Raw genomic sequence first — 24,663 nt, 5'->3', positions numbered from 1 at the left:
TGCGTGGCCGTCCGACTCAAACGTCGGCCCACATGCGCAAGAGGTTGTGGTACGTGCCCGTCAGGCCCACAAGGGATTCGTCGTGGTCGTGTTGCTGGCGCAGGCGGGTGAGGTGGGTGTCGAGGTCGAAGAGCAGGCGGCGTTGCTCGTCGCTGCGCACCATGCTTTCGATCCAGAAAAAACTGGCCAGGCGGTGGCCGCGTGTGACGGGCTCGACGCGGTGCACGCTGGTGCCCGGGTAGATGACCATGTTGCCGGCGGCCAGCTTGACGCGCTTCTCGCCGAAGGTGTCGTCGATGACGAGGTCGCCGCCCTCGTAGTCATCGGGGTTGGCGAGGAAGAGCGTGGCCGAGATGTCGGTGCGCACGCGCTGGCCCAGCTCGTTGTTGACGCGGATGGCGTTGTCCACGTGCTTGCCGTAGCTGGCGTGCTCGCCACCGTAGCGGTTGAACAGCGGCGGCACGATGCGCCGTGGCAGCGCGGCCGAGAAGAACAGGGTGTTGCGGTCCAGCGCGGGCAGGATCAGCGCCCGCAAGGCCTTGGCATGCTCGCCCTGCTGCGCCAGCTGCTCGTTGTCCTTGACCAAGGCGGCCTGGCGGCCGGCCGTGACCTGGCCCAGCACCCAGGGCGCAGCGTCCAGGATGGCGCGGGCGCGTTGCAGTTCGTCGGGTGTCAGGACCTGGGGGATGTGGAGCAGCATGGCGAGGGCAGGGGAGCGAGGGCCAGGCTCAGAACTTGGCCGACAGCGTCACCTGGACCAGGCGGCCAGCGCCCGGCACGTAAAAGCCGCGATAGACCTGGTCGGCATAGACCTTGTTGGCCACGTTGGTGACGTTGGCCTTGACGGTGTAAACCTTGTTGAAGGCGTACTCGGCCATCAGGTCCAGCGTGGCAAAGCCAGGCGCGTTGTAGATGCCGTTGGCCGGGTTGTTGATGTCCGCCGGGGCTTGCTTGCTGCGGAAGTTCACGCCCACGCCGGCACGCCACTGCGGCATGAACTTGTAGGTGTTCCACACGGTGCCGCTGTGGCGCGGCGTCAGGCCGGGGCGGTCGCCCTTGCGCGAGCCACCGCTGGTGACGGTCGATGCGGCTTCATCGACACGCGCCTGCGGGATCCAGGTGTAGGAGGCGTAGATGTCCCATTTGTCGGTGATCTGGCCGATCACGTCCATGTCGAAGCCCGCTGCGTGGCGCTTGCCGGACAGCAACAGGCGCGTGGCGGCGTTGTTGGGGTCGGTGTTGCGCTCGTTGAGTTTGGTGGCGCGGAAGAGGGCCAGTCGCGTGGTCACGCGGCCGTCTTCCGAGTCCAGCTTGGCGCCCAGCTCGATGTTCTCGCTCGATTCCGGCGCGGTGTTGGCGCTGTTGGCGTTGTACGAGTAGGTGTCGCCCGAGGTGTTGAACGAGGTGCCGTACGAGAAGTGGAAGGAGTCCAGCGCATTGGGCTGGAACAGCACGCCGGCGCGCTTGCTGATCTTGTTGATGCTTTGCTTGTAGTTGGCGCTCGGCTGGTTGGCCGCATTGGCGTTGAAGGTCGTGTAGTCGCCATTGAAGTAGTCGTAGCGCAGGCCGCCCAGCACCTTCCACATCGGGGCGATGTGGACCAGGTCCTGCACGTAGGTGCCCACGCCCTTGGCGCTGAACTGGTTGCCTCGGCGCAGGATGCGGCTGGCCTCGTCCACCCAGGCACCGTCGTTGGGGTTGCCTGCGGTGGTGTTGGGCTTGTTGATGGTGCTGCCGCCGTTTGCGGCGTTGGGCGCGGTCATCACCGTGCGGTTCTCGCGCGAGAAGTCGATGCCAGTGGTGATCTCGTGCTTCAGGCCCAGCAGCTGGTGCTTGCCGCTGTAGTCGGTCTGGGCCTGGATCAGGTCCATGTTCTGGTTCTTGACCTGTGTGCCGCGGCTGAAGGCGGTGGCATCGCTGAAGTTGTTCAGGCCGGTCGTGGCCGAGGCCAGGCGGATGGTGCTGGCGCGCAGGTCACGCTTGAAATCGCCTTTGCGCACCACGGTCTTGAGCTCAGAGCCGCCACCCAGCTTGACCGTGTTCATGTAAGTGAACGCGGTGCCTTCGGTGCGGTTGTAGTCGCTGGCCATGCCGTAGTAGTTGGCGGGGTCGAGGTTGCTGTTGATGCGCTGGGCGCCCTGGCTGTCGGTGCTGCGCGGCTTGATCCAGGGCAGGCCGTTGTTGATGCCGTTGTCGTTGGTGATGTGGAAGACGCTGACCTGGTGCTCGACCTTTTTGCCGATGCCCCAGCGGTAGCTGGCGGCCACGCCGTATTTGTCGATGCTGCTGCCCGCGCCGTTGTTGTTGGCTTCGGTGCGCATGCCGGTGATGCGCAGGGCGGCATCCTCGGCGGTCTGGATGTTGAAGTCACCGGTGACGCGCTTGTACTCGTGGTTGCCGGCGGTCACGTTCAGCTCGCTGGACGAGCCCAGGTAAGGCGCCTTGCTGACCTGGTTGACAGCGCCGCCGGTGGAGCCGCGCCCGAACAGCATCGAGGCCGAGCCGCGCAGCAGCTCCAGGCGGTCGAGGTTGAAGGTGTCGCGGTCGTAGATGGCCGGGTCGCGCACGCCGTCCAGGAAGATGTCGCCCGTGGTTTGCAGCGAAAAGCCGCGCAGGCGGATGTCTTCCTCGCCGCCCTCGGCCGCCTGGAAGGTGATGCCGGCGGTCTGGCGCAGCACGTCCTTCATGGTGTCGAGGTTGCGGTCGGTGATGAGCTTTTCGGTCACCACGGTGATGGATTGCGGGATGTCGCGCAGGGCCTGCTTGCCCTTGCCGATGGTGGTGGTGGTGGCCTGGTAGGTGGTCTTGGCGTCGGGGCGGTTGGCCTTGTCGGTGATGGTGACCGTGGGCAGGGCTTCTTCCTGCCGGGTGGCAGGGGTTGTCGCGGTGCTTTCGACACGCTGGGCGCTTGGGGCGCTCTGGCTGCTCTGGGCCATGGCGCCCGCACTCAGCAGGCTCAGGCCCATGCCGGCGGCCATGGCGCCCAGCGAGGTGAGGGCGAGCGAAGGGGCTTGTGCGGTGTGTGATGCAGGCGAGACGGGGGCGTTGGACGCGTGTGGCGACATGGTGGAATTTCCGGCGATGGCGGCCCGCGCAAGGGCGCAGGGCGGTGGACAAACGGTGCTGCCAAGTGCAAGGGCCCATGCGCGGGTGCGCCGCAGATGGGTGCGCGGATGGGTGCGCTGGCAGAAAAAAGCGTTTGCCGCGGCCCCGGCCACGGTGCGCCTGACCCCCACAGTCAGGTTGGCGACCTTGTCCCCCTTGCACAGGTTCGGTGGACGGGGCGGTGCGGCAAACGTGTGCTTATGATAATGCGAATAATTCGCATTTGTAAACATCAACCTTCGCCAGACTGCGGATTTGTGGTGCCCTTGCCACCTGAACGCGGGGGCACCCTGCCGCGCAGGCTGGCGCGCAGCAGGGTGTTCAGGGTGGGGAATGTGGGGGTGCGGCCGGCGTCACGTGCCGGCCGTGGGGGAGGCCTGACGGGCGTCAGGCCGCTTCGCTCAGGCCTTGTCGATGCCCGCCGTGCGGCTGGGCCCGATGCTCGGTGCGGTCTTCACGCTCCAGACCATGGTCACGGCCAGGATGCCGATGACGGCCACCAGCGAGGCCCACACCGGGATCTTGACGAAGTCCACCAGCAGCATCTTGCTGCCGATGAACACCAGGATCACCGCCAGGCCGTAGCTCAGCAGGTGGAACTTGGCGGCCATGGCGGCCAGCAGGAAGTACATCGCGCGCAGGCCCAGGATGGCCAGGATGTTGGAGGTCAGCACGATGAAGGGGTCGTCGGTGATGGCGTAGATGGCGGGGATGGAGTCCACCGCGAAGATCACGTCGGTGATGCCCACCAGCGCCACCACCATCAGCAGGGGCGTGGCCATGCGCACGCCGTTGTGCATGGTCCAGAAGCTTTCGCCGTCAAAGCGTGGGCTCACGGGCAGCACGCGTTTGAGCAGCTTGTGCGCGGGGTTGTCGTCCAGGCTGGGTTCTTCGCCAGCGGCCCACCACATCTTGATGCCGGTGAGCAGCAGGAAGGCGCCGAACAGGTAGAGCACCCAGTGGAACTCGCTGATGAGCCAGCCGCCCAGCAGGATCATCACCGTGCGCAAGACCATGGCGCCGATGATGCCGATCATCAGCACGCGCTTTTGGTAAGCGGGCGGCACCGAGAAGTAGGTGAAGATCATCAGGAAGACGAATATGTTGTCCACCGCCAGCGACTTCTCGATGAGGTAGCCGGTGAGGAATTCGACTGCCTTGGCCTGCCCCACTTCCGCGCCCTGCGATTGGTGGAAGGCCCACCAGAGCAGGCCGTTGAAGGCCAGGCTCAGGGCCACCCACAGGGCGGACCAGCGCGCCGCTTCGGGCACGGACACGGCGTGGGCGCCCTGTTTTTTCAGGACGACGAAATCAATGAAGAGCGCTGCCAGCACGACGGCAGCGAAAACGAACCAGAGCCAGAGCGGCGCCAGGGTGTGCATGAGGGTTCTCCGACAGGGAAACGAACATGGCGCAGCCGCAACAGCCGCACAAACTCGGCGCCGAAAGGTCTTGCGATGCAGGCAAGCGCCTGCCGTGAAACCCGGGCGAGCGGCCGTTGCAGCCGCGCACCGTATTGACGGGATGCCACCAACCGCTGGCGCGGTGAGCTACTCCCCTTTCGGACCAGTTCAGTGTAGCAAAGTCAGCGGCCGCCGTCGTCGCGCACGTCCTCGCGCCACTGGCGTTGCCAGGCGCGCAGGCGGGAGTCCATCACGCTGAGTTCGATGATGCTGGCGGCGTCGGGCTGGCGGAAGCGCCGCTGCGCGCCGATGACACGGTCGATGGCACCCGTCAGATCGCCCAGGGCTGCACTGGCTTCGGCATCGGCGCGCACGGCGCGGATGGGCTGGTTCAGGCGCTGCCACACGCTGCTGAGCAGCGACCACGCAGCGGCATCGTGCGCATGCACGCTGAGGTGGGTCTGCAGGCGCGCGGCTGCATCGTTGAGCACCGCCTGGCGGTTCGGTGGCTCGGGCAGGGCCAAGGCCGCGCGGGCGGCCAGCAGCAGCTCGGGGCGGGCTTCCAGGCGCACCACGGAGCGCACCACGAAGCGCACGGTCGGTCGGGACGTCTGATCGCCATCGGCCGAGCCAGCCACGGCCCCACGCGCCAGCGTCTGCGCGGCGGCTTCCGCCTGCTGGCCTTGCAGCTGTGCCTCGGCCTGGGTCAGCCACAGCACGCGTTGCAACACGGCCTGCTGATCTGCAGGCAGGGTCTTGCCCGCGTTGCGCGCATCGTCCAGGGCCTGCTGCGCCTTGGCCAGCGCGCCGCTGCGTTGCAGGGCCACGGCCCGCGTGTAGTGGGTCGCGGTGGCCACCAGCGCCGGGCTGCCCGCCTTGGGTGTCAAACCCACCAGGTTTTCCTGGGCGATGCTGCGGGTGTCCATCAACACGCGTGAGCGCGCCGCCATCAGGGCATGCCAGGCCGCCAGGCGCGAGCTGCCCGGGCCGATGCTCAGCGCCATCCGTGCGGCGTCCCAGCCACCCACGCCCAAGCGTGCGCGCGCATCACCGATGCGTTCGGTGGTCAGCGGGTGGGTGCGCAGGTAGGGGTAGCTGCCATCGTCGTTCAGGCGCGAGGCCTGTTGCAGGTGCTCGAACATCAGCGCCATGCCGCCGGGGTCGTAGCCGGCATCGTTGAGCACGCCAAAGCCCACGCGGTCGGCCTCGCGCTCCATGTCGCGCGAAAAGTTCAGTTGCCCCTGGATGGCCACGGCCTGCCCGCCGTAAATCATGGCCTGCGCGGCCGCGGGGTTGCGGCTGGCCGCCAGCATGCCCAGCAAGAGCGAGGCGATGCCCACCCACGAGGTGCGCGACTGCTGCCCGATCATCCGCGCGATGTGCCGTTGCGTGACGTGCGACAGCTCGTGCGCCAGCACCGAGGCCAGCTCATCGGGCGTGCTGGTCATGGCGATGAGGCCCAGGTGCACGCCGATGTAGCCACCGGGCAGGGCGAAGGCGTTGACCGAGCGGTCGCGCACCAGGAAGGGCTCCCAGGCGTGGCTCTGATCGAGCTCGGACGTGATGTCGCCGCGCTGGCGGGCCGATGTCAGCAGGCTCTGCCACAGCACATCGAGGTACTCCACCAGCATCGGGTCGTCGAGGACGTCCGGGTCGCTGAGGATGCTGCGCATGATGCGATCGCCCAGCTTGCGCTCGGCCGCCGCGGAGAGGTCCTGACCGCTGGTCTCGCCCAGTGCCGGCAAGGCGATGGCCCCGTTGCCTGGGCCATGGATGGGTGTCAGGCTGTCGCCGGGCGACGGTGTGGGTGCCTGTGCTTGCACCCAGGCGCTGCCGCCCCACAAAGCCAGTGCCAGGCCAGCGCGCCATGCCTTGCGCTGCCAGGTGGTGCGGGTGCCGGGATGGGCGGAATGAGGCGTGGCGATCAAAGCGGACAGGGCGTGGACAGGGCGCATCGGTCACAATTCGGAGCGAACTGCCTGACAGTATGCGTCCTGCCCGAAGCCACCGTGGCCCGCGGGCCTGCAGGCTTTGCCACTTCCGAATTCTTGACACCATGAGCGAACTCACCCACTTCGATGACCAGGGCCAGGCCCACATGGTGGACGTCTCTGCCAAGCCCGACACCGTGCGCGTGGCCGTGGCCCAAGGCCGCATCCGCATGCTGGCGGACACGCTGGCACTGGTGCGCGAAGGCCGCGCCGGCAAGGGCGATGTGCTGGGCGTGGCACGCATCGCGGCCATCCAGGGGGCCAAGCGCACCGCCGACCTCATCCCGTTGTGCCACCCGCTGGCCTTGTCCAAAGTGGCCGTGGCCTTCGAGCTCGACGAGGTGGATGTCGCCGTGGTCTGCCGCGTGACCGTGCAAACCACCGGCCCCACTGGCGTCGAAATGGAGGCCCTGACCGCGGTGCAGGTCGGTTTGCTCACCGTCTATGACATGCTCAAGGCCGCCGACCGCGGCATGGTCATCACCGACGTGGCCTTGCTGGAAAAGCAAGGCGGGCGCAGCGGGCACTGGGTGCGCGGGGGCTGAGCTCAAGGCGCCATGTCGCGCCAGGTGTAGGCCTGCTGCGGCTTCTCGCACTGGAAAGGCACGGGCTCGCCAGGCTCCAGCGGGGTCTCGCACAAAGCCTTCCAGTCCTTGGCCATGCTGTTCCTGAACTCGTACAGGCGCTGTGCCACGTAACGCGCCTTGTCGGTCTGGCCATGCTCGGCCAATGAGCGCGCATAGGCCATCATCAGCCGGGCGTCCAGCAGGTTGTGCACCGTGCGGCGGAAGGCCTCGGGCGGCAGGCTGGGCTCGTCCTCGTCGGGGCGGTTCACCAGCGCGTAGTCGGCCTGGTAGCCCCACCACGGCATCTTCATGCCGAAGGCGATGCGCTGGTCCAGCGGCCCGGCACCGGCGCGTGGTGCGTAGATGTTGGACGCGGCACGGTAGTCCAGCGCGCACCACACGGCCAGTGCCGCCATGAGCAGGCCAGGCGCTGCGCGACCCCGCCAGGGCGCTGCCGTGGCCGAGCTCAACGCACAGCTGCCCACTCCAGCATCGGCCGATGCTGGAGTGCGCGCCGACAAACCCAGGCCAAACGCAAAGGCCGTGGGCCACAGGAAGTAGCCGTACCACAGCGGGTACTCCAGCAGGCTGTGGAAGCCGGCCATGGCCACCATCACCGCGCACGCGCCCACCGTGTGATGGCGCCAGGGCGAGCCCTGCTCAGCCCCTGCGCGCCACGGCCGCACCAGCAGCCAGAAGGCCCAGGCACACAAGCCCGTCATGAGCGCGGCCAGCGGCACGCCGAACTCCACCGCCCATTGCAGCAGGACGTTGTGCGTGTGGTCGAAGAAAGCCACGGGCCGGGTGGGGAAGGGCGTCATCGACCAGGCGAAATTGAAGCGGCCGTAGCCCACGCCCAGCCAGGGTTGTTGGCGGATCAGCTCCAGCACATTGGCCCAGATCTTGAAGCGCGAGCTGGAGATGTCGCTGCCATCGTGCAGGCGCGCTTCCGCCGCGAAGGCCACCGAGCTGTCCGCGTGCGACCACAGCCACATCCCACCCCAGGCCAGACCGTAGATGGCGGGTGCACCGATCAGCGTCCAGCGCAGGCTGCGCGGCAGCTGGCGGTCCAGGCAGCCCCACAGCGTCAGGAAGGCCATGCCGACCATGCCGGTGCGCGATGCGGTCAACACGATGCCCACGATGAAGCCCGCCACACCGAGCGCTGCCAGCCGCTCGTGCAAGCGGCCTTGTGCGCCCAGCCAGGCCGCAGCGGCGCAGGCGAACACCAGCACGGTGCTGAGGTGGTTGGGCTGGCGCAGGTTGGCCACGGCGCGCCCGGCGATCGTCGGCACCGCGATGAACACGCCGTCGGCCCAGGCCGGGTGAAAGACCTGCACCAGCGACAGTCCCAAACCCACAGCGCCGGCCAGCGCCAGCCCGCCGAAAAACAGCATGGGCAGGGTGTCCATGCCCGACGCCGCGCTGCTGCCAGCACGCCAGCCGCCGTGCAGCGCCAGCAAGGCGCCCAGCGCCAGGCCGCCGCCCATCAGGCCCAAGCCCAGCGGCACCGGCGAGGCCACGCCCGCCCACAAGGCTTGTGCGGCCTGCACCAGCAGCACCACGCTCATGGCGATCAGCCCCGAGCGCCCCGGTCCGCGCGGCGCGCGAAAGGGGGTGGCGTCCGCGCTGTGCACGCCCAGCCAGGCCAGCCACAGGCCCCAGCCCAGCGCCGCGAGGGCCTGGTTGTAGAAGGTCACCGAAGGCGGGTCGTGCGCGGCAATCAGGGTCGGCCCCAGCAACGCCAGGATGGCCAGGCCCCAGCCGGTGCTCAGGGATTCGGAACGGATCGGGTTCATGGGGTGACATTGTCAGGCCTGCGTCGGGGTCTTCCCGAGGGCCTTGTGACCGCTGTTTCAGTCGCCCAGCGAGGAAAGCGCACGCTCGGCGCGCATCCGCTTGAATCCGGATACAAATACTGCTGTCATGGGCTTGTCACAGAGCCCGGAGAGGGGCACACTGAATTCCCGGTTGATGCATCAGTGGCCTCTTTTCTGCCCGTGCTTTCACAGCCTCGCAGACGGGTTTGGGTCACCGCACTTTCCGGTTTGTACGAAGTGTGTGCAACGTTTCTGCTCTCGAAAGGAGGCAGTATGAATGTGACGATCAGTGGCCACCATCTCGAAGTTACCCCTTCGCTGCGTGAGTACGTGCTCACCAAGTTGGACCGTGTGACCCGCCATTTCGACCAGGTCGTGGACATCACGGTGCTGCTCTCGGTGGAAAAGCAAAAGGAAAAGGAACGTCGTCAGAAGGCTGAAGTCAACGTGCATGTGAAGGGCAAGGACATTTTCGTGGAGACCGCGCATGAGGATCTCTACGCCGCCATTGATCAACTGATGGACAAGCTGGACCGCCAGGTTTGTCGCCACAAGGATCGCGTGCAGGACCACCACCATGACTCGCTGAAGCGCCAGGACTCCGCCTGGGATGCCGCGCAATGACGCTGCAGCGTGTCGCGCGCCGGCATTCCCGAGTGCCGGACATCCTCGGCGGACCCTGATTGCGGGTCGCCAGCGCAGGTAGACGCCGAGTTGACGGCCCTTCGGGGCCGTTTTTCATGGGCCATCCGAACCTGTTTTCGTTGAAATTTGACCCATGCTGTCAGCCCGAACGGCCCATCGCGCGTTTTCAAGGTGTGCCCCCTTGCTGCGGTGCAGCACACAGTGCAGAATCCCCGGAAACAGGGTTGCACGAGGGTTCCATGAATCCGGACGCATCCCTATAATCCGCCCTCTGTCAGTCCGGGCGGGCTGGCTTTTTTTTCGTCTTCGGCCGTCGCTCACGTCTGATTTGCGTCTGAACCATGAACCGACTCTCAGCCATCCTTCCCGCCAGCCAAGTGCTGGTGGATGTGGACGCCAGCAGCAAAAAGCGCGTCTTCGAGCACGCAGGGTTGCTGTTCGAGAACCAGCACGCGATTGCCCGCGCCACGGTCACCGACAACCTGTTCGCCCGAGAACGCCTGGGCTCGACCGGGCTGGGGCACGGCGTGGCGATCCCGCACGGCCGCATCAAGGGGCTGAAGAACCCGCTGGCGGCGGTCATCCGCCTCAGTCAGCCCATCCCCTTTGACGCCCCTGACGAAGAAGCCGTCGGCCTGCTGATCTTCCTGCTGGTGCCCGAGGCGGCCACGCAGCGGCACCTGGAAATCCTCTCGGAAATCGCCGAGCTGCTGTCCGACCGCGAACTGCGCGAACGCCTCAAGACCGAAGGCACGGCCGTTGAGGTGCACGACCTGATCGAGCGCTGGCAGCCGCTGAAGTCCGTGGCGTGACGTCCGTGAACCACCACCTGTGAACCGCCACCTGTGAACCGAAGTCCGTGAGCCTCAAAGACCTCGCCATCATCAGCGCCGAGGCGCTGTTCGAAGCCAACCGCACCGCGCTGCGTTGGGAGTGGGTCGCCGGGCACGCCAACCCGGAGCGCCATTTCGACGAGGAAGCCGTGCAATCGGCGCAGTCGGCGGCCGATCTGGTCGGCTACCTGAACTACATCCACCCCTACCGGGTGCAGATCGTCGGTCGGCGTGAGTCGGCGTACTTCTCCAGCTCGACCCCGGAAGACCAGGAGCGCCGCATCCAGCGCATCGTGACCCTGGAGCCGCCCGTGGTGGTCGTGGCCGATGCCCAGCCGCCGTCTGAAAAGCTCATGGCCATGTGCGGCCGCGCCGGCATCCCGCTGTTCGTCACCCAGGAGCCCGCCGGCCACGTCATCGACGTGCTGCGCAGCTACCTGACCCAGCACTTCGCCGAGCGCATCACCCGCCACGGTGTCTTCATGGACATCCTCGGCCTGGGCGTGCTGCTGACCGGCGAGTCCGGCCTGGGCAAGAGCGAACTCGGCCTGGAGCTGATTTCGCGTGGCCATGGCCTGGTGGCCGACGACGCGGTGGACCTCTACCGCGTCTCGCGCACCGCCATCGAGGGCCGTTGTCCCGAGCTGTTGCTGAACTTGCTGGAAGTCCGCGGCATCGGCTTGCTGGACATCAAATCCATTTTTGGTGAAACCGCGGTGCGCCGCAAGATGCGCCTCAAGCTCATCGTGCACCTGGTCCGCAAGGAAACCATGGAGCGCGAGTTCGAGCGCCTGCCTTACGAGCCGCTGTACGAGGACGTGATGGACGTGCCCATCCGCAAAGCCGTCATCGCGGTGGACGCCGGCCGCAACCTGGCCGTGCTGGTCGAGGCCGCCGTGCGCAACACCGTGCTGCAGTTGCGCGGCATCGACACCTACAAAGAGTTCATCGAGCGGCACCAGCGCGCCATGGAGCGCGGCGGCTGAGCCAGCCCTCCACAAGCTCAGCGGCTGGCTGGCTTGTCGGCGCAACCTTCCCGGTTGCACAGCACGTACAGCGACAAGGCGTGATCCTGCAGCTTGTAGCCGCGTTCGGTGGCGATTTGCTGCTGACGGCGCTCGATCTCCGGGTCGAAAAACTCCTCCACGCGGCCGCAGTTCACGCACACCAGGTGGTCGTGGTGCTGGCCTTCGTTGAGTTCGAACACGGCCTTGCCGGCCTCGAAGTGGTTGCGCGAGAGCAGGCCAGCCTGCTCGAACTGCATCAGCACACGATAGACGGTGGCCAGGCCGATGTCCGAACCCTCGTTCAACAGCACCTTGTACACGTCTTCTGCCGTCATGTGGCGCTGTGCCGACTGCTGGAAGAGTTCGAGGATCTTGATGCGAGGCAAGGTGGCCTTGAGCCCGCTGCTCTTGAGTTCGTCGGCGTTGTTCATGGGGGGCTCCGCTGCGCGGGCAACCGTGACCGGCCCCCGCTAGAATCCGCCATGATAATGATTTGGCTGTGACTCTGCCGAGACCTCCCCGATGAAATCCACCCCGACCCGCCGCGCAACCCAGATGCTGGCCACACTCGCTTGCGGGGCCAGCGTGCTGTCGCTGAGCGCCTGCAGCAGCCTGGGCCTGTCCGAGGCCAAGCCCGAGACGCTGTTCGGTCTCTTCACGCCCTACCGCGTGGACGTGGTGCAGGGCAACGTGGTCACGCAAGAGGTCATGGCGCAGATCCAGCCGGGCCTGGGCCGCCTGCAGGTGCGCGAGATCCTGGGCACGCCGCTGCTGGTCGATCCCTTCCACACCGACCGCTGGGACTACGTCTTCACCATCGACCGCCAGGGCGTGCCGCCGCAAAAGCGCCGCGTCAGCGTCTTCTTCAAGGGCGATGTGGTCGAGCGCTTCGACACCGAGGCCCTGCCGGCCGAGCGCGAGTTCGTGGCCGCCATCGACAAGCCCCTGATCCGGCCCGAGCCCCCGCTGGAGATGGCGCCCGAGCAGATCGCCAAGCTGCCGGTGCCGGCGAAAACGGACAGCACCCGCAAGCTGCCTGTGGGCGCTGCACGCGACTACCCGCCGCTGGAGCGCGGTCAGCGCTGAACCCGCCGACATCCTGTCGATTTCCTGTCGATACCCACCCGCACCTCGCACCTGGATTTTTTGCATGAGCACCGCCAACCCCACGGCCAACGCCGACTCCCTTGCCATCGCCATCGCCGGCGTCTCTGGCCGCATGGGCCGCATGCTGGTCGAGGCTGTGCAGCAATCGCCTGACGCCCACCTGGCCGGCGCCCTGGACGTGGCCGGCAGCCCCGCCATCGGCCTGGACGCCACCGCCTTCACCGGCATCGCCAGCGGTGTGAAGATCACCAACGACCTGCGTGAAGGCCTGAAGAACGCGAAGTACCTCATCGACTTCACCCGTCCTGAAGGCACGCTGGCGCACCTGAAGGTCTGCCGCGAGCTGGGCGTCAAGCTCATCATCGGAACGACGGGTTTTTCCGAGACGCAGAAGGCCGAGATCGCCGATGCCGCCCGCGACATCGCCATCGTCATGGCCCCCAACATGGCCGTGGGCGTGAACGTGGTCTTCAAGCTGTTGGCCCAGGCGGCCAAAGCCCTCAACGAAGGCTATGACATCGAGATCATCGAAGCCCACCACCGCCACAAGGTCGATGCCCCCAGCGGCACCGCGCTGAAGATGGGCGAGGTCGTGGCCGACGCCCTGGGCCGCGACCTGAAGGACTGCGCCGTTTATGGCCGTGAAGGCGTGACCGGCGAGCGTGACCCGTCCACCATCGGCTTTGCCACCGTCCGCGGTGGCGACATCGTGGGCGACCACACCGTGCTCTTCGCCGGTCTGGGCGAACGCATCGAGATCACGCACAAGTCGTCGAGCCGCGTGCACTACGCCCAGGGCAGCTTGCGCGCCGCGCGTTTCCTGTCGCGCCAGCCGCATGGCTTGTTCGGCATGGACGACGTGCTCGGCCTGAAGTGATTCGGCATCTCAACAAGGACACGTTGTGGACAGTTTGATCCAGTATTGGGAGCAGGGCGACGCCATCGGCCGCGCGGTGGCCATCGGGCTGCTGGTGATGTCGGTGGGCGCCTGGGTGGTGATCTTCTGGAAAGGCTGGTTGCTGCGCCGCGCACGCCGTGACCTGGTGCTGGCTTCGGCCGCGTTCTGGCGGGCGAGCGACCTCGCTGCCGGTCGCCAGGCGGTCGCCGAGATCGACCGCGAGGCGGTGTTGCTGCCCCTGATCGATGCGGCCAGCGAGCCCGTGGCCTCGGGCACGATGGAGGCCCGCGCGCTGCCCGAAGCCCAGCTCACCCGCCGCCTGCGCGACAGCCTGCACGACGTGCTGATGCGCTTGCAGGCCGGCCAGGTGCTGCTGGCCTCGGTGGGTTCGGTCTCGCCCTTCGTGGGCCTGTTCGGCACCGTCTGGGGCATCTACCACGCCATGATGGGCATCGCCACGGAAGGCTCGGTCAGCATCGACAAGGTGGCTGGCCCTGTGGGCGAGGCACTCATCATGACCGCGGCCGGCCTGGCCGTGGCGATCCCCGCCGTGCTGGCCTACAACATCTTCGGCAAGTTCGTCTCTGCCTGCGAAGCCGACCTCGAAGGCTTTGCGCACGACCTGCGCGAGACCCTGCTGGGCGCCCAGGCGGGCACCCGCGACTGATCCCCGAGGGACCCGACCATGGCTTTCGGACGACTGGAGCGCCCCCAAGGCAGCCAACCGATGAGCGACATCAACATGACGCCGCTCATCGACGTCATGCTGGTGCTGCTGGTCATCTTCATGCTGACCGCGCCGCTCATGACCTCGCGCCTCAAGCTCGATCTGCCCAAGGCCGATGCGCGTGCCAACCCGCCCACGCCGCCGGCGGTGCTGGCGATCGCGCTGACGGCCGATGGCCAGACCCACCTCGACGAGCAGCTCATCACCCCCGAGGCCCTGGCCAAGCAGGTCGAAGCCCAGTCGCGCGCCAAGCCCGACACCGAGGTGCAGCTGCGCGTGGACCGCGTCGTGCCCTACGAGCGCGTGGCCCAGCTCATCGGGCTGCTGCAGAAATCGGGCCTCAACCGCATCGCCTTTGTCACCGAGGCGGCACTGCCTGGTGCTGCGGGCGATGGTGGCGTTGGTGGCGACCCTGACATGACGCCGTCCGCCAAGCCCTGATCACCCGATGCCCGCCCCGAAGTTCCCCACGCAACGCTTTGACCAGGCCGCGCCGGCCCTGGCCTACGTCACCCAGCTCTACGACGCCCACATCGCCTACCTGCGGCAATCGCTGCAGCGCTTCGTGGACGGCGAGCCGCTCAAGCAGGTGCGCGCCCGCTACCCCTTCGTGCGCATCCACACCGACACCGTGGCGCGTGCCGACTCGCGCCTGTCGTACGGCTTTGTGGCCGGGCCGGGCACCTACGAGACCACGCTGACGCGCCCCGACCTGTTCGCCGATTACTACCGCGAGCAGTTCGAGTTGCTGCTGGCCAACCACGGCGTGGCCATCGAGGTGGGCGTGGGCGCCGACGCCATCCCCGTGCACTTCAGCCTGGCCGAGCACCAGCACCTCGAAGGCCAGCTCACGCCCGAGCGCCGCGCCTTGTTGCCCGATGTGTTCGACCTGCCGGACCTGGCCTCGATGGACGATGGCATCGCCAACGGCACCTGGGAGACGCGCGGTGGTGCACCCCGTCCGCTGGCCCTGTTCACGGCGCCGCGGGTGGATTACTCCCTGCACCGCCTGCGCCACTACACCGGCACCTCGCCCGAGCATTTCCAGAACTTCGTGCTCTTCACGAACTACCAGTTCTACATCGACGAGTTCGTGCGCATGGGCCACGCGCTGATGCAGCGTGTGCCCGACCCGGCCAACCCGCAGGACGACGACGATTGCATCGCTTTCGTCGAGCCGGGCAACGTCGTCACGCGCCGCGTGGGCGTGCCGCCCGAGGCGCTCGACGGGCTGGGCGTGGTGCCGCCGCGCCTGCCGCAGATGCCGGCCTACCACCTGGTGCGCCGCACGCGCGATGGCATCACCATGGTCAACATCGGGGTGGGGCCGTCGAACGCGAAAACCATCACCGACCACATCGCGGTGCTGCGGCCTCACGCCTGGATCATGCTGGGGCACTGCGCCGGCTTGCGCAACTCACAGCAATTGGGCGACTACGTGCTGGCCCACGGCTATGTGCGTGAGGACCACGTGCTGGACGAAGACCTGCCGCTGTGGGTGCCGATCCCGCCGCTGGCGGAAATCCAGCTGGCGCTCGAAGGCGCGGTGGCCGACGTGACCAAACTCCATGGCTACGAGCTCAAGCGCATCATGCGCACGGGCACCGTGGCGTCCACCGACAACCGGAATTGGGAATTGCTGCCGCAGCGCGAGCCCGAGCGGCGGTTCAGCCAGAGCCGCGCGGTGGCCCTGGACATGGAAAGCGCGACCATCGCGGCCAACGGTTTCCGTTTCCGTGTGCCCTACGGCACCTTGCTGTGCGTGAGCGACAAGCCCTTGCACGGCGAACTCAAGCTGCCGGGCATGGCCAACACCTTCTACCGCGAGCGCGTGGACCAGCACCTGCGCATCGGCCTGAGGGCCATCGAGCGCCTGAGAGGCAACCGGGCCGGTCAGTTGCACAGCCGAAAACTGCGCAGCTTCGCCGAAGTGGCTTTCCAGTGATGCTGCCGTGCTTGACGCGTGAGGCGTTCACTGGGCAACATGCCTTGCATGCCGTGCACCAGGCAACGTCTTACCCGTCCGGGTGATCACCCCTTTGGGGAGTTTCGGTGCGGTGTGCCCCAGGGCGGCGTGGGCCGCACCCGGGTTGACACCGTCCGATGCCGCTCAGGCGGCCAGGGCGACTTCGCGTTCGACGGCAGCGGCTGCGGGCGCCGAGTTGCGGGCAGCCGCTTGCGACGAGGTCGGGATTTCGCGGCGGATCTGGTCACCAGCCTGCTCTTCGGCCACCTTCAGGTCGTAGGCGGTTTGCAGGTCCATCCAGTACTGGGGCGTGGTGCCAAAAAAGCGGGCCAGGCGCAGGGCAGAGTCGGGGCTGATGCCGCGACGCTCACGCACGATGTCGTTGACGCGGGGCGCCGGCACGTGCAGGCGGATGGCCAAGCCGCTGGCGGACAGTCCATGCTGCTCCATGAACTTGCTGCGGAGGATGGCGCCGGGGTGGAGTGCTTCAGAGTAGTTCATAGGACTTTTGGGTGGTGTCATTGTCGGACGGATGGATCGTATGAGCTTTGTCCGGAGAACATTGTCAATACCCATACAATTGCACGCAGAACATCTAACCATTTCGGGGGGGTAATTATGCCCATACGGGGCGCATTTTGCGTTGAATGAAAAGATGCACCGTCGAACCGAAGCCACGCCCCTGAATTTGCTGCCGGCTTTGCGCACCCACGTCTGGTTCGCCAGTTGCCCGGAAGAGTTCCAGGTGGCGCTGGTCGAGCGCTCCAGCCTGTTGCACCTGTCGGCGGGCGAAACGCTGTTCAAGTCCGATGAATTCCGCGATGGCCTGAGTTGCGTGGTGGCGGGGGCGCTCAAACTCGGCTCCATGAGCCCGCACGACGGCACCCACCGGCTGACGCTGTATGTCGAGCCCTACCACTGGTTTGGCGAGATCAGCCTGATCGACCGCCTGCCGCGCGCCATGCTGGCCGTGGCCGACACGCCCAGCACGGTGCTGGTGACGTCCCGCGTGCAGCTGGAAGCCTGGTTGGACGAGCACCCGCAGCATTGGCGCGATGTGGCCCGGCTGGCCGGCAGCAAGCTGCGTTTGATGACGGTGGCGCTGGAAGACAGCGCCTCGCTGTCGCTGCACCAACGCCTGGCGCGCCGCCTGCTGTTTTCGGCGGTGAACTTCGGCCAGGTGGTGGCGCCCTCGGGGCTGCGGCGCCGCCTGCGCCTGCCGCAGGAGTATCTGGCGCAGATGATGGGTGTGTCGCGCCAGACCGTGAACAAGGCCTTGCGCGACATGGCGCGCGAGCGGGTGATCGCCCTGCACTACGCCGAAATCGAGATCCTCGACCTCGATGCGCTGCTGGCGCGGGCAGGGGCCATCGACCCCAACCTGCTGCAGATGTTCACGGGCGTGGCGCCCGCAGGCTCGCTTCAGCCTTTGCGCTGAGGCATCGGCGTCTTCACCACCACCTTGGCGGCGGCGCTGCGCGCCTTGGCCCGGGCGGCATCGACGTCGTCGGCGGTGGCCAGGGCCACGCCCATGCGGCGTTTGACGAAGCTCTCGGGCTTGCCGAACAGGCGGATGTCGGTGCCCGGCTCTGACAGGGCTTCGGCGACGCCGTCGAAGGTGACGTCTTGCGCGTCCACGCCACCGTAGATCACGGCCGAGGCGCCGACGCTGCGCAAGGAGGTGTCCACCGGCAGGCCCAGGATGGCGCGGGCGTGCAGCTCGAACTCGCTTTGCACCTGGGTGCTCAGCGTGACCAGGCCGGTGTCGTGCGGGCGCGGGCTGACCTCGCTGAACCAGACCTGCTCGCCCTTGACGAACAGCTCCACGCCGAACAGGCCCTGGCCGCCGAGGTTGTCGGTCACGGCTTTGGAGATCTCGCGCGACTTGCGCAGGGCCTCCGGGTGCATGGGGTAGGGCTGCCAGCTCTCGACGTAATCCCCGCTGACCTGCTTGTGCCCGATCGGTTCGCAAAAGTGAGTGACCACTTCACCCAGCTGGGCGCCACGGCCGGCCGCGCGCACGGTGAGCTGGGTGATCTCGTAGTCGAAGTCGATGAAGCCCTCGACGATGACGCGGCCGTGGCTGACGCGGCCACCGGCCATGGCGTACTCCCAGGCTGTCTGCACGTCGGCGGGGCCATCGATCTTGCTCTGGCCCTTGCCGGAGGAGCTCATCACCGGTTTGACCACGCAGGGGTAGCCGATGCCGGGCTGGCCATCCACGCCGTCGATGGCGGCTTGCAGCTCGGCCAGCGAGTCGCAGAATTGGTAGGGGCTGGTGGGCAGGCCCAGGGTCTCGGCGGCCAGGCGGCGGATGCCTTCGCGGTCCATGGTCAGGCGGGCGGCGCGGGCGGTCGGGATGACGCGCACCTGGCCGGCGGCTTCCATCTCTTCGAGCAGTGGCGTGGCGATGGCTTCGATTTCCGGCACGACCAGGTGCGGCTTTTCGGCCTCGATGAGCGCGCGCAGCTGGGCCGGGTCGCTCATGGTGATCGTGCGGGCGTGGTGGGCGACCTGCTGGCCGGGCGCGTTGGCGTAGCGGTCCACGGCAATCGTCTCAACCCCCAGGCGCTGCAGCGCGATCAGCACTTCCTTGCCCAGCTCACCGGAGCCCAGCAGCATGACGCGCACCGCCGACGGCGACAGGGGCGTGCCCAGGGTGAGGGTGGTGACGGTCTGGGGGCTTGGGCTCATGGTGGGTCGTTCCTTGGAGGGTGGTTGCGCCGATCACGACATTGTGGCGCCAGCCTGGGGGTGTGCGTGGCCGTGCAGGGGCAGCAGGACCGTGAAACGTGTGCCTTGCTGCGGTGTGCTGTCCACTTCCAGGCGGCCGTCCAGGCGGTCCACCAGGCGGCGCACCACCGCCAGACCCAGGCCTGTGCCCTCGGCGCGCGGCAGGCGGCGGTCTTCGAGGCGCACATAGGGCTCGAAAATCTTGGCCATGGCCTCGGGCGCGATGCCCAAGCCAGTGTCGTGCACCGACAGCGCGACCGCATCGGTGGACAGGGCGGTGTCGTCGCCTTCGTCGTGAACCGCGCCGTGGACGCGGGTGCGGGCCTGCCGCACGGCCAGCCGCACCGTGATCTGGCCTTCGGCGGTGTACTTCAGGGCGTTGTGCAGCAGGTTGTCGAGGATCTGGCGCACGCGGGTCGGGTCGGATTCGGCGTCGCGCAGGCGGACGTCGCTGGCGATGTCGCACTGCAGGTTCAGGCCACGGGAGCGCGCGCGCGACTGCAGCGCCTCGCAGCTGTCCTGCACGAGCTTGGGCAGGTCCACCGGCTGCAGGTGCATCTGCCAGGACGGGTTGTCGAGCCGGGTGTACTCGGTGACGTCCCTCAGGTGGGCTTCGAGCTGCGCCGCCACCTGGCGCAGGCGGTCGATGGCACGACGCTCGACCTGACCGCGCACCTTGAGGTCCAGCAGGTCGATGGAGCCCAGCATGGACTGCAGCGGCGTGCGGATTTCGTGCGACAGCATGGCCAGGAAGCGTTCGCGGTCGGCCTGCGCTCTCAGCTCGGCCCGGCTCAAGCGGCTGTGCAGCACGCTGATGTAGGACAGCGCCAGGATGCACATGGGGTGCGTGATCAGCAGGGTGAACCAGAAATGACCCAGCGGGTCGCCATTGCGCGGCGGCGGCAGACCGAACAGGCAGAGGTAGGCGATGACCACGCCCGCGTAGGTCAGCCAGCTCAGCAGCGCCGCCCCCCGCACCATGACCACGAAGGCGGCCATGTAGAGGATGGGCATGAACTGCGCGTTCGAGGCCACCTCGTACAGCTTGTTGGGCTGGGCCGAAATGGTGGCCGAGACCAGCGAGCCAATGAAGTAAATGGCCGATGCCACCGTGCTGGCCGCCGAGGCCCAGGGGTGCCAGTGCGGGCGCCACCACACCGCCAGGGCGCTGCCGCCCAGCACCGCCGACACCATGGGCACGGTGATGCTGGCCCAGGTGCTGTTCATGCCGGCGCGCTCGTCGGCCCACCAGACCAGGAAGGTGCCGATGGCCGACAGGGCCGTGAGCCAGCGTGTCAGGGCCACGCGCGCGCCGGGGGAGCCCGGCTCCCGCTGCACGCGCCGGGGCGGTGGCACCACGTAGCGGCTCATGGCTGCGGGGATGGGGGGGCTTGCAGCCTGTCCAGGCTGCTCTGGATGGCGGCCGTCAGCACGGCCGGGCGCACCGGTTTTTCGAAGAAGGTCACGCCCTGGGTGCGCAGCATGGTCGCCAGCGTGGCCTCGGAGGCCGTGCCGTCGCGCAACTGCCCGGTGAGCAAGATGATGGGGACCTGGGCCTGCCGTCGGCGGATCTCTTCGACCACGCTTTGCGAGGTCTGGCCGCCCGAGAGGATGAGGTCCACCACGTAGGCGTCGAAGTGGCTGCCTGCCTGCAGTGGTTGCAACAGGGCGTCGGCGCTGGTGAAGGGCTCGGCATCGAAGCCCATCTCGTGGAACCAGTCCACGAGGGTCTGCGCGGCACAGGGGTCGTCGTCGAGCACGGCGATGCGCAGGCGGGGTTGGTCGTCGGGCGACTCCAGCTGGAGCTGCTCGATGCGGTAGCAGGCGCCCGCGGGGTTCAGCGCCAGGACCCGGGCTGCGCTGCCCACCACCCAGGACTGGCCGAGGTGGGTGGCCAGCAGTTCCTGGGTGTCGGTGGCGCTGGGCGTGCACTGGGCGCCGAGGTGGATGGTGCAGGGCAATTCCAGCGCGTCGGCCAGCAAAAGGGCGGGCTGGCCCGCGCGGAAGTCGCCCCCACCGCTTGCCGCGCCCACGCCCACACCCGCGCCAAAGGGCAGTGCGCCGAGCACCGCGTGCTGAGCGAAGACGGCGTCGAGCGATTCGCCATAGTGACGGCACAGCGCCAAAATCTCACCAAAGAGCCACACCGCGCCGCGGAGCTTGCGCCGCGCCTGGCTGATTGATATCGCGCATATTTGCGCGATTTCCGTGGCCTGGTGCCGCGGGCTCACCCCGTGGCGGCCCAGCAAATCGGACACGCAGCCGGCCATCCACCCCGCAGAGAGCTCGTCTGCCTGAGGCTGCTTGTCGGGATAGGTGGAAGCGTCCATGCGAGAAAGTGTGACCGAATTCCCAGGGCGCTCGCGCATGGCCGAACCCTTGGTGACATCTCAATACGTAACAGTGCGTCAAAAATGATCGTATCAGGCATTCTTGCTCACTACAATGGCCTTCGATGCGCTGAACAAACAACATGTTCGATCACAACAGAACAAGGCGCTGCTCAGGGAACATTCAGAACCGTGCCGTTGTCTGTGCTTGCACAACGCAGCGACACACAACGACAGGCTCCAGCAGCCTGACCGTTGGTGCCTTTGGCTTTCAAAACCGCCCTCAGGGTGGTTTTTTTTTGTGCGGATGGGGGATGATGGCTGGCATGCCGCACCCCGCTGACGCCCGCACCGACCCCGCAAACCCTTCAGGCCCCATTGGCATCATGGCCGCGATGCCGCAGGAGCTCCAGGCCCTGCTCGACCTGATGCCGGACGAGTCCCGCGTCCAGCGCGGCGGGCGCGAGTTCTGGCGCGGTCACCTGGGTGGGCGCGAGGTGGTGGCGGTGCTCTCGGGCATCGGCAAGGTGGCTGCGGCCACCACCGCCACCTTGCTGGCCGATGCCTTCGGGGTGTCGCAGCTGTGGTTCACCGGCGTGGCCGGTGGTTTGGGCGCCGACGTGCGCGTGGGCGATGTCGTGGTGGCCAGCGCCTTGCTGCAGCACGACCTGGACGCGTCCCCGCTGTTCCCGCGCCACGAGGTGCCGGGCCTGGGTGTCAGCCGTTTGCACCCGCCCGCGGCCTTGGTCACGCAGGTGGCCGACGCGGTGGCCGAGGCCTTGTCGCCGCAGGCCCTGGCGCCGGGCGGCCCGCTATCCCACATCCACCTGGACACCCTGGGCTTGCACGCCCCGCGCGTGCACACGGGCCTGATCGTCAGCGGCGACCAGTTCGTCAACAGTGCCGAGGATGCCGACACCTTGCGCCACCACCTGCCCGATGTATTGGCGGTGGAGATGGAAGGCGCTGCGGTGGCGCAGGTCTGCGTGGCCTTCGGGCTGCCGTATGCCGTCGTCCGCACGGTTTCTGACCGGGCCGATGCCTCGGCGCACGTGGATTTCGAGCGCTTTGTGCGCAGCGTGGCCAGCCCTTACTCGCTGGCCATCGCGATGGCGCTTTTGAAGGCCTTGCCGAGGGTCGCGCCGGATGGTGCCGTGGCCGCGCCGCAGGCACATTCCTGAGCCATGGACCGCTACACCACCTTCCGCGACTTCTACCCCTTCTACCTGTCCCAGCACCAGGACCGCACCTGCCGGCGCCTGCACGTGGTGGGCTCGCTGACGGTGCTGGCCTTGCTGGCCTATGCCGTGGGCACGCAGCAATGGCAGGCGCTGTGGGCCTTGCCGGTGGTGGGTTATGGCTTTGCCTGGGTGGGGCACTTCCGCTTCGAGCGCAACCGACCGGCCACGTTCACCTACCCGCTCTACAGCCTGATGGGCGATTGGGTGATGTTTTGGCAGACGATCACGGGCCGGCTGCCTTTGTGAGTTGATTTGTGAGCTGATTTGTGAGCTGAGGCTGCCCCTCGGGCGCGCTCAGGCCTCGTCAGGCGTGTGCACAGGCCAGTGCAGCGCGATGGCCGCACCGGGCACGGCCGGGTCTGACAGCTCAGGCGCCAGGAGCTGCAGGCGCCCGCCGTGGGTGCGGGCGACCATGTCGGCCAGGGTGAGGCCCAGGCCCAAGCCTTCTTGCGGACCTTGCGCGTCGAGCGCTTGTTGCAGCCGTTCGCGCTGTTCTGCGGAGATGCCGCTGCCGTTGTCGCGCAGCGTGAGCCGCACCTGAGCGTCGTCCAGGCTGGCGTGGACGTGGATGCGCCGCGCGCCGTGCCGCACCGAGTTGTCCAGCAGGTTGGAGAGGGCGGCGCTCAGCAGGTCGGGGTCGCAGGGCAGGATGTCGGTGCCGCTGGCCTCCACGACCGCATCTTGCAGGGGCAGGCGCTGCAGCAGGGCCGACACGGAGGTGTCTTGCCATTGCAGCTCGCCGCCGGTGCGGAACAGGGTGATGAGGGCGGTGACGACCCGGCGCAGGCGGGCGGCGGCTTCGCGCGTCTGGGTCAGGCGCGGTTGCAGCTGGGGCGGCGCTTCCTTGAGCGCCACGGCCAGTTGGGCGTCCATGCCGGCCAGCGGGGTGCGCAGGGCGTGGGCCGCGTGGGCGGCCAGGGCGCGTTCGTGCGCCACGCGCTGGGCCAGGCGCTGGGTCAGGCCCTCGATGGCGTCCACCAGGGGTTGCAGTTCGGTGCGGGTGGTGGCCAAGCCCTGGGTATGTGGGTGCAGGGGCTCCAGCTGGGCGACTTCGCTGGAAAGGTCGAGCAGGGGCTGCAGTTCGCGGCGCAGGCCGCGGTTGAGCCACCAGGCGGCGCACAGGCCGAGCAGCAGGGTCAGGCCGACCGAGCTGCCCATGGCCAGCCACATCGTGGCCCGGCGGGTGTCTTCGCGCTGCGCCACGTGCAGCACGCTGTGGCCGTTGCGCATGGGCAAGGTGAAGACGTGCCACAGGCCCAGGGCTTCGTCGGTGAAGCCTTCGGTCTGGCGCTCGGTCAGGCGGGATTCGGGCGCCTTGTGCGATCTCAGCACCACGCGGCCTTGCGTGTCCACCAGCTGCCAGACCAGGTTTTCCTGGTGCGGTGGGGCGGGCAGCATCCCCTCGGCGGGCGGGTTGCTGTCGCGGTCGGCCACGGCGACCAGGCCGTAGAGGATTTCGGCCGATTCGCGCAAGGCGCCGTCCAGCAGGTCGTCGAGCACCTCGTGCGTCAGCAGGCCGACGCCCGCGGTCATGCCCAGTCCCCAGACGATGGCGATGCCGCCCAGCACGCGGCTCAGGCGCTGGCGGATGGAGGGCAGGGCGCGGGCGCTCATCGCGCTCATGCTTCGGAGGGGATGCGGTAGCCCAGGCCGCGCACGGTTTCGATCAGGCTGCGTCCGAGCTTGCGACGCAGGTTGGCGATGTGCACCTCGATGACGTTGCTCTGCGCGTTGCCATCGCCGCCGACCAGCCCTTCCAGCGCGGCCTTCTCGACGATGCGGCCGCTGCGGTTGACCAGCGCTTCCAGCAGCTGCCATTCGCGCGCGGTGAGCTCGACGCGGTCCAGCCGTTCGTGCTGGCGCAGCCACACGCTGCGGGCTTGCAGGTCGATCTCGATGTCGCCCACGCGTTTGCGGCCGCTGGGGGCGCCGGCGGCGCGGCGGTGCACGGCGTGCAGGCGCGCGAGCAGCTCCTCGGGCTCGAAGGGTTTGACGAGGTAGTCGTCTGCGCCCGATTCCAGGCCGGTGATGCGGTCCTTGAGCAGGTCGCGCGCGGTCAGCATCAGGATGGGGCGCGTGTCGTTCTGGCGCCTCAGGCTGCGCACCCAGTCCAGGCCGGAGCCGTCGGGCAGATGCCAGTCCACCAGCAGGGCGTCGTGGTGTTCGCCCACCAGGCAGCGGGCATCGAGCAGGCGTTGGGCCCAGTCCACCGTGTGGCCCTCGGCACGCAGGAAATCGCGCAGGCCTTCGCCCAGGATCGGGTCGTCTTCCAGCAGGAGCAATTTCATGTC

The 24,663-nt window shown here is 67.7% G+C and carries 24 protein-coding genes; 12 read left to right on the top strand and 12 right to left on the bottom strand.

Annotated elements, in window-relative coordinates; translation table 11 throughout:
- Nucleotides 1-16: 16 nt before the first annotated feature.
- The 4 genes from EV672_RS12440 to EV672_RS12425 form a co-directional block, all read right to left on the bottom strand.
- Nucleotides 17-700: a Fe2+-dependent dioxygenase gene (locus tag EV672_RS12440; protein WP_133609709.1), complete on the bottom strand. Its 684-nt coding sequence runs from the start codon at nucleotides 698-700 to the stop codon at nucleotides 17-19.
- A gap of 28 nt (nucleotides 701-728) precedes the next feature.
- Nucleotides 729-3,065: a TonB-dependent receptor gene (locus EV672_RS12435; protein ID WP_133609707.1), complete on the bottom strand. Its 2,337-nt coding sequence runs from the start codon at nucleotides 3,063-3,065 to the stop codon at nucleotides 729-731.
- Nucleotides 3,066-3,506: 441 nt separating this feature from the next.
- On the bottom strand, nucleotides 3,507-4,487 hold the full coding sequence (locus EV672_RS12430) for a TerC family protein (protein WP_133609706.1): 981 nt from the start codon (nucleotides 4,485-4,487) through the stop codon (nucleotides 3,507-3,509).
- Between the two features lie 203 nt (nucleotides 4,488-4,690).
- Nucleotides 4,691-6,463, bottom strand: a complete 1,773-nt coding sequence (locus tag EV672_RS12425) for a M48 family metalloprotease (protein WP_243738674.1) — start codon at nucleotides 6,461-6,463, stop codon at nucleotides 4,691-4,693.
- 101 nt (nucleotides 6,464-6,564) lie between these two features.
- On the opposite strand from EV672_RS12425, the gene moaC reads away from it, so the two are divergent.
- A complete protein-coding gene (moaC, locus tag EV672_RS12420; RefSeq protein WP_133609704.1) occupies nucleotides 6,565-7,044 on the top strand; it encodes a cyclic pyranopterin monophosphate synthase MoaC in 480 nt (159 codons plus the stop codon).
- A gap of 2 nt (nucleotides 7,045-7,046) precedes the next feature.
- On the opposite strand, the gene EV672_RS12415 is transcribed toward moaC, so the two are convergent.
- A complete protein-coding gene (locus EV672_RS12415; RefSeq protein WP_133609702.1) occupies nucleotides 7,047-8,864 on the bottom strand; it encodes a PglL family O-oligosaccharyltransferase in 1,818 nt (605 codons plus the stop codon).
- A 294-nt stretch (nucleotides 8,865-9,158) separates the two neighbouring features.
- Between EV672_RS12415 and hpf the strand changes: the two genes are divergently transcribed.
- The 3 genes from hpf to hprK all read left to right on the top strand — a co-directional run bounded on the left by hpf (nucleotide 9,159) and on the right by hprK (nucleotide 11,349).
- Entirely contained in the window at nucleotides 9,159-9,509 is a 351-nt protein-coding gene (gene hpf, locus EV672_RS12410) for a ribosome hibernation-promoting factor, HPF/YfiA family (protein WP_133609700.1), read from the top strand.
- Between the two features lie 362 nt (nucleotides 9,510-9,871).
- Complete coding sequence (locus tag EV672_RS12405; protein ID WP_133609698.1) at nucleotides 9,872-10,342, top strand: PTS sugar transporter subunit IIA; 471 nt, start codon at nucleotides 9,872-9,874, stop codon at nucleotides 10,340-10,342.
- Nucleotides 10,343-10,410: 68 nt separating this feature from the next.
- Complete coding sequence (gene hprK / locus EV672_RS12400) at nucleotides 10,411-11,349, top strand: HPr(Ser) kinase/phosphatase (RefSeq protein WP_424923158.1); 939 nt, start codon at nucleotides 10,411-10,413, stop codon at nucleotides 11,347-11,349.
- A 17-nt stretch (nucleotides 11,350-11,366) separates the two neighbouring features.
- Here hprK and fur read toward each other — a convergent pair whose 3' ends face one another.
- Nucleotides 11,367-11,801: a ferric iron uptake transcriptional regulator gene (gene fur, locus EV672_RS12395; RefSeq protein WP_133609694.1), complete on the bottom strand. Its 435-nt coding sequence runs from the start codon at nucleotides 11,799-11,801 to the stop codon at nucleotides 11,367-11,369.
- A gap of 91 nt (nucleotides 11,802-11,892) precedes the next feature.
- Here fur and EV672_RS12390 point away from each other — a divergent pair, with 91 nt between their 5' ends.
- The 5 genes from EV672_RS12390 (at nucleotide 11,893) to EV672_RS12370 (ending at nucleotide 16,047) form a co-directional block, all read left to right on the top strand.
- Nucleotides 11,893-12,456, top strand: a complete 564-nt coding sequence (locus EV672_RS12390) for an outer membrane protein assembly factor BamE (protein WP_133609692.1) — start codon at nucleotides 11,893-11,895, stop codon at nucleotides 12,454-12,456.
- Between the two features lie 64 nt (nucleotides 12,457-12,520).
- On the top strand, nucleotides 12,521-13,354 hold the full coding sequence (gene dapB / locus EV672_RS12385; RefSeq protein ID WP_133609690.1) for a 4-hydroxy-tetrahydrodipicolinate reductase: 834 nt from the start codon (nucleotides 12,521-12,523) through the stop codon (nucleotides 13,352-13,354).
- Between the two features lie 25 nt (nucleotides 13,355-13,379).
- Nucleotides 13,380-14,042, top strand: coding sequence for a MotA/TolQ/ExbB proton channel family protein (locus EV672_RS12380; RefSeq protein WP_243738673.1), 663 nt, complete (start codon nucleotides 13,380-13,382; stop codon nucleotides 14,040-14,042).
- Nucleotides 14,043-14,060: 18 nt separating this feature from the next.
- Nucleotides 14,061-14,543 carry an ExbD/TolR family protein gene (locus EV672_RS12375; protein ID WP_133609688.1) on the top strand — a complete coding sequence of 161 codons (483 nt, stop codon included), beginning with the start codon at nucleotides 14,061-14,063 and terminating at the stop codon, nucleotides 14,541-14,543.
- A 7-nt stretch (nucleotides 14,544-14,550) separates the two neighbouring features.
- A complete protein-coding gene (locus EV672_RS12370; RefSeq protein ID WP_133609686.1) occupies nucleotides 14,551-16,047 on the top strand; it encodes an AMP nucleosidase in 1,497 nt (498 codons plus the stop codon).
- A 165-nt stretch (nucleotides 16,048-16,212) separates the two neighbouring features.
- Here EV672_RS12370 and EV672_RS12365 read toward each other — a convergent pair whose 3' ends face one another.
- Nucleotides 16,213-16,569: a HigA family addiction module antitoxin gene (locus EV672_RS12365; protein ID WP_133609684.1), complete on the bottom strand. Its 357-nt coding sequence runs from the start codon at nucleotides 16,567-16,569 to the stop codon at nucleotides 16,213-16,215.
- A gap of 154 nt (nucleotides 16,570-16,723) precedes the next feature.
- Between EV672_RS12365 and EV672_RS12360 the strand changes: the two genes are divergently transcribed.
- The gene (locus tag EV672_RS12360; protein ID WP_133609682.1) at nucleotides 16,724-17,506 is read left to right on the top strand and encodes a Crp/Fnr family transcriptional regulator; all 783 of its coding nucleotides are present in this window, start codon (nucleotides 16,724-16,726) and stop codon (nucleotides 17,504-17,506) included.
- Here EV672_RS12360 and purT read toward each other — a convergent pair.
- The 3 genes from purT to EV672_RS12345 are packed head-to-tail and all read right to left on the bottom strand — an operon-like array spanning nucleotide 17,491 to nucleotide 21,131.
- Nucleotides 17,491-18,762 (bottom strand): formate-dependent phosphoribosylglycinamide formyltransferase, encoded by a 1,272-nt coding sequence (gene purT, locus EV672_RS12355; protein WP_133609680.1) that lies wholly within the window; start codon nucleotides 18,760-18,762, stop codon nucleotides 17,491-17,493. The two genes, EV672_RS12360 and purT, sit on opposite strands and share 16 nt — an antisense overlap.
- Nucleotides 18,763-18,795: 33 nt before the next feature.
- The gene (locus EV672_RS12350) at nucleotides 18,796-20,172 is read right to left on the bottom strand and encodes a sensor histidine kinase (protein ID WP_133609678.1); all 1,377 of its coding nucleotides are present in this window, start codon (nucleotides 20,170-20,172) and stop codon (nucleotides 18,796-18,798) included.
- Nucleotides 20,169-21,131 (bottom strand): helix-turn-helix domain-containing protein, encoded by a 963-nt coding sequence (locus tag EV672_RS12345; RefSeq protein ID WP_166643560.1) that lies wholly within the window; start codon nucleotides 21,129-21,131, stop codon nucleotides 20,169-20,171. The genes EV672_RS12350 and EV672_RS12345 overlap by 4 nt, the downstream gene beginning before the upstream one ends.
- 326 nt (nucleotides 21,132-21,457) lie before the next feature.
- Between EV672_RS12345 and EV672_RS12340 the strand changes: the two genes are divergently transcribed.
- Together EV672_RS12340 and EV672_RS12335 are read left to right on the top strand one after the other, a co-directional pair.
- On the top strand, nucleotides 21,458-22,312 hold the full coding sequence (locus tag EV672_RS12340) for a 5'-methylthioadenosine/adenosylhomocysteine nucleosidase (protein ID WP_133609674.1): 855 nt from the start codon (nucleotides 21,458-21,460) through the stop codon (nucleotides 22,310-22,312).
- Between the two features lie 3 nt (nucleotides 22,313-22,315).
- On the top strand, nucleotides 22,316-22,618 hold the full coding sequence (locus EV672_RS12335) for an Mpo1-like protein (protein ID WP_133609672.1): 303 nt from the start codon (nucleotides 22,316-22,318) through the stop codon (nucleotides 22,616-22,618).
- A 48-nt stretch (nucleotides 22,619-22,666) separates the two neighbouring features.
- On the opposite strand, the gene EV672_RS12330 is transcribed toward EV672_RS12335, so the two are convergent.
- Nucleotides 22,667-23,986 carry a sensor histidine kinase gene (locus tag EV672_RS12330; protein WP_133609670.1) on the bottom strand — a complete coding sequence of 440 codons (1,320 nt, stop codon included), beginning with the start codon at nucleotides 23,984-23,986 and terminating at the stop codon, nucleotides 22,667-22,669.
- A gap of 5 nt (nucleotides 23,987-23,991) precedes the next feature.
- Complete coding sequence (locus tag EV672_RS12325) at nucleotides 23,992-24,660, bottom strand: response regulator transcription factor (protein WP_133609668.1); 669 nt, start codon at nucleotides 24,658-24,660, stop codon at nucleotides 23,992-23,994.
- Nucleotides 24,661-24,663: the final 3 nt, after the last annotated feature.

Source organism: Aquabacterium commune, assembly GCF_004362855.1.
Lineage (GTDB): Bacteria > Pseudomonadota > Gammaproteobacteria > Burkholderiales > Burkholderiaceae_C > Aquabacterium > Aquabacterium commune.
The sequence above is the reverse complement of the archived record's forward strand: the minus strand, read 5'-3'. Positions and strand labels throughout refer to the sequence as shown.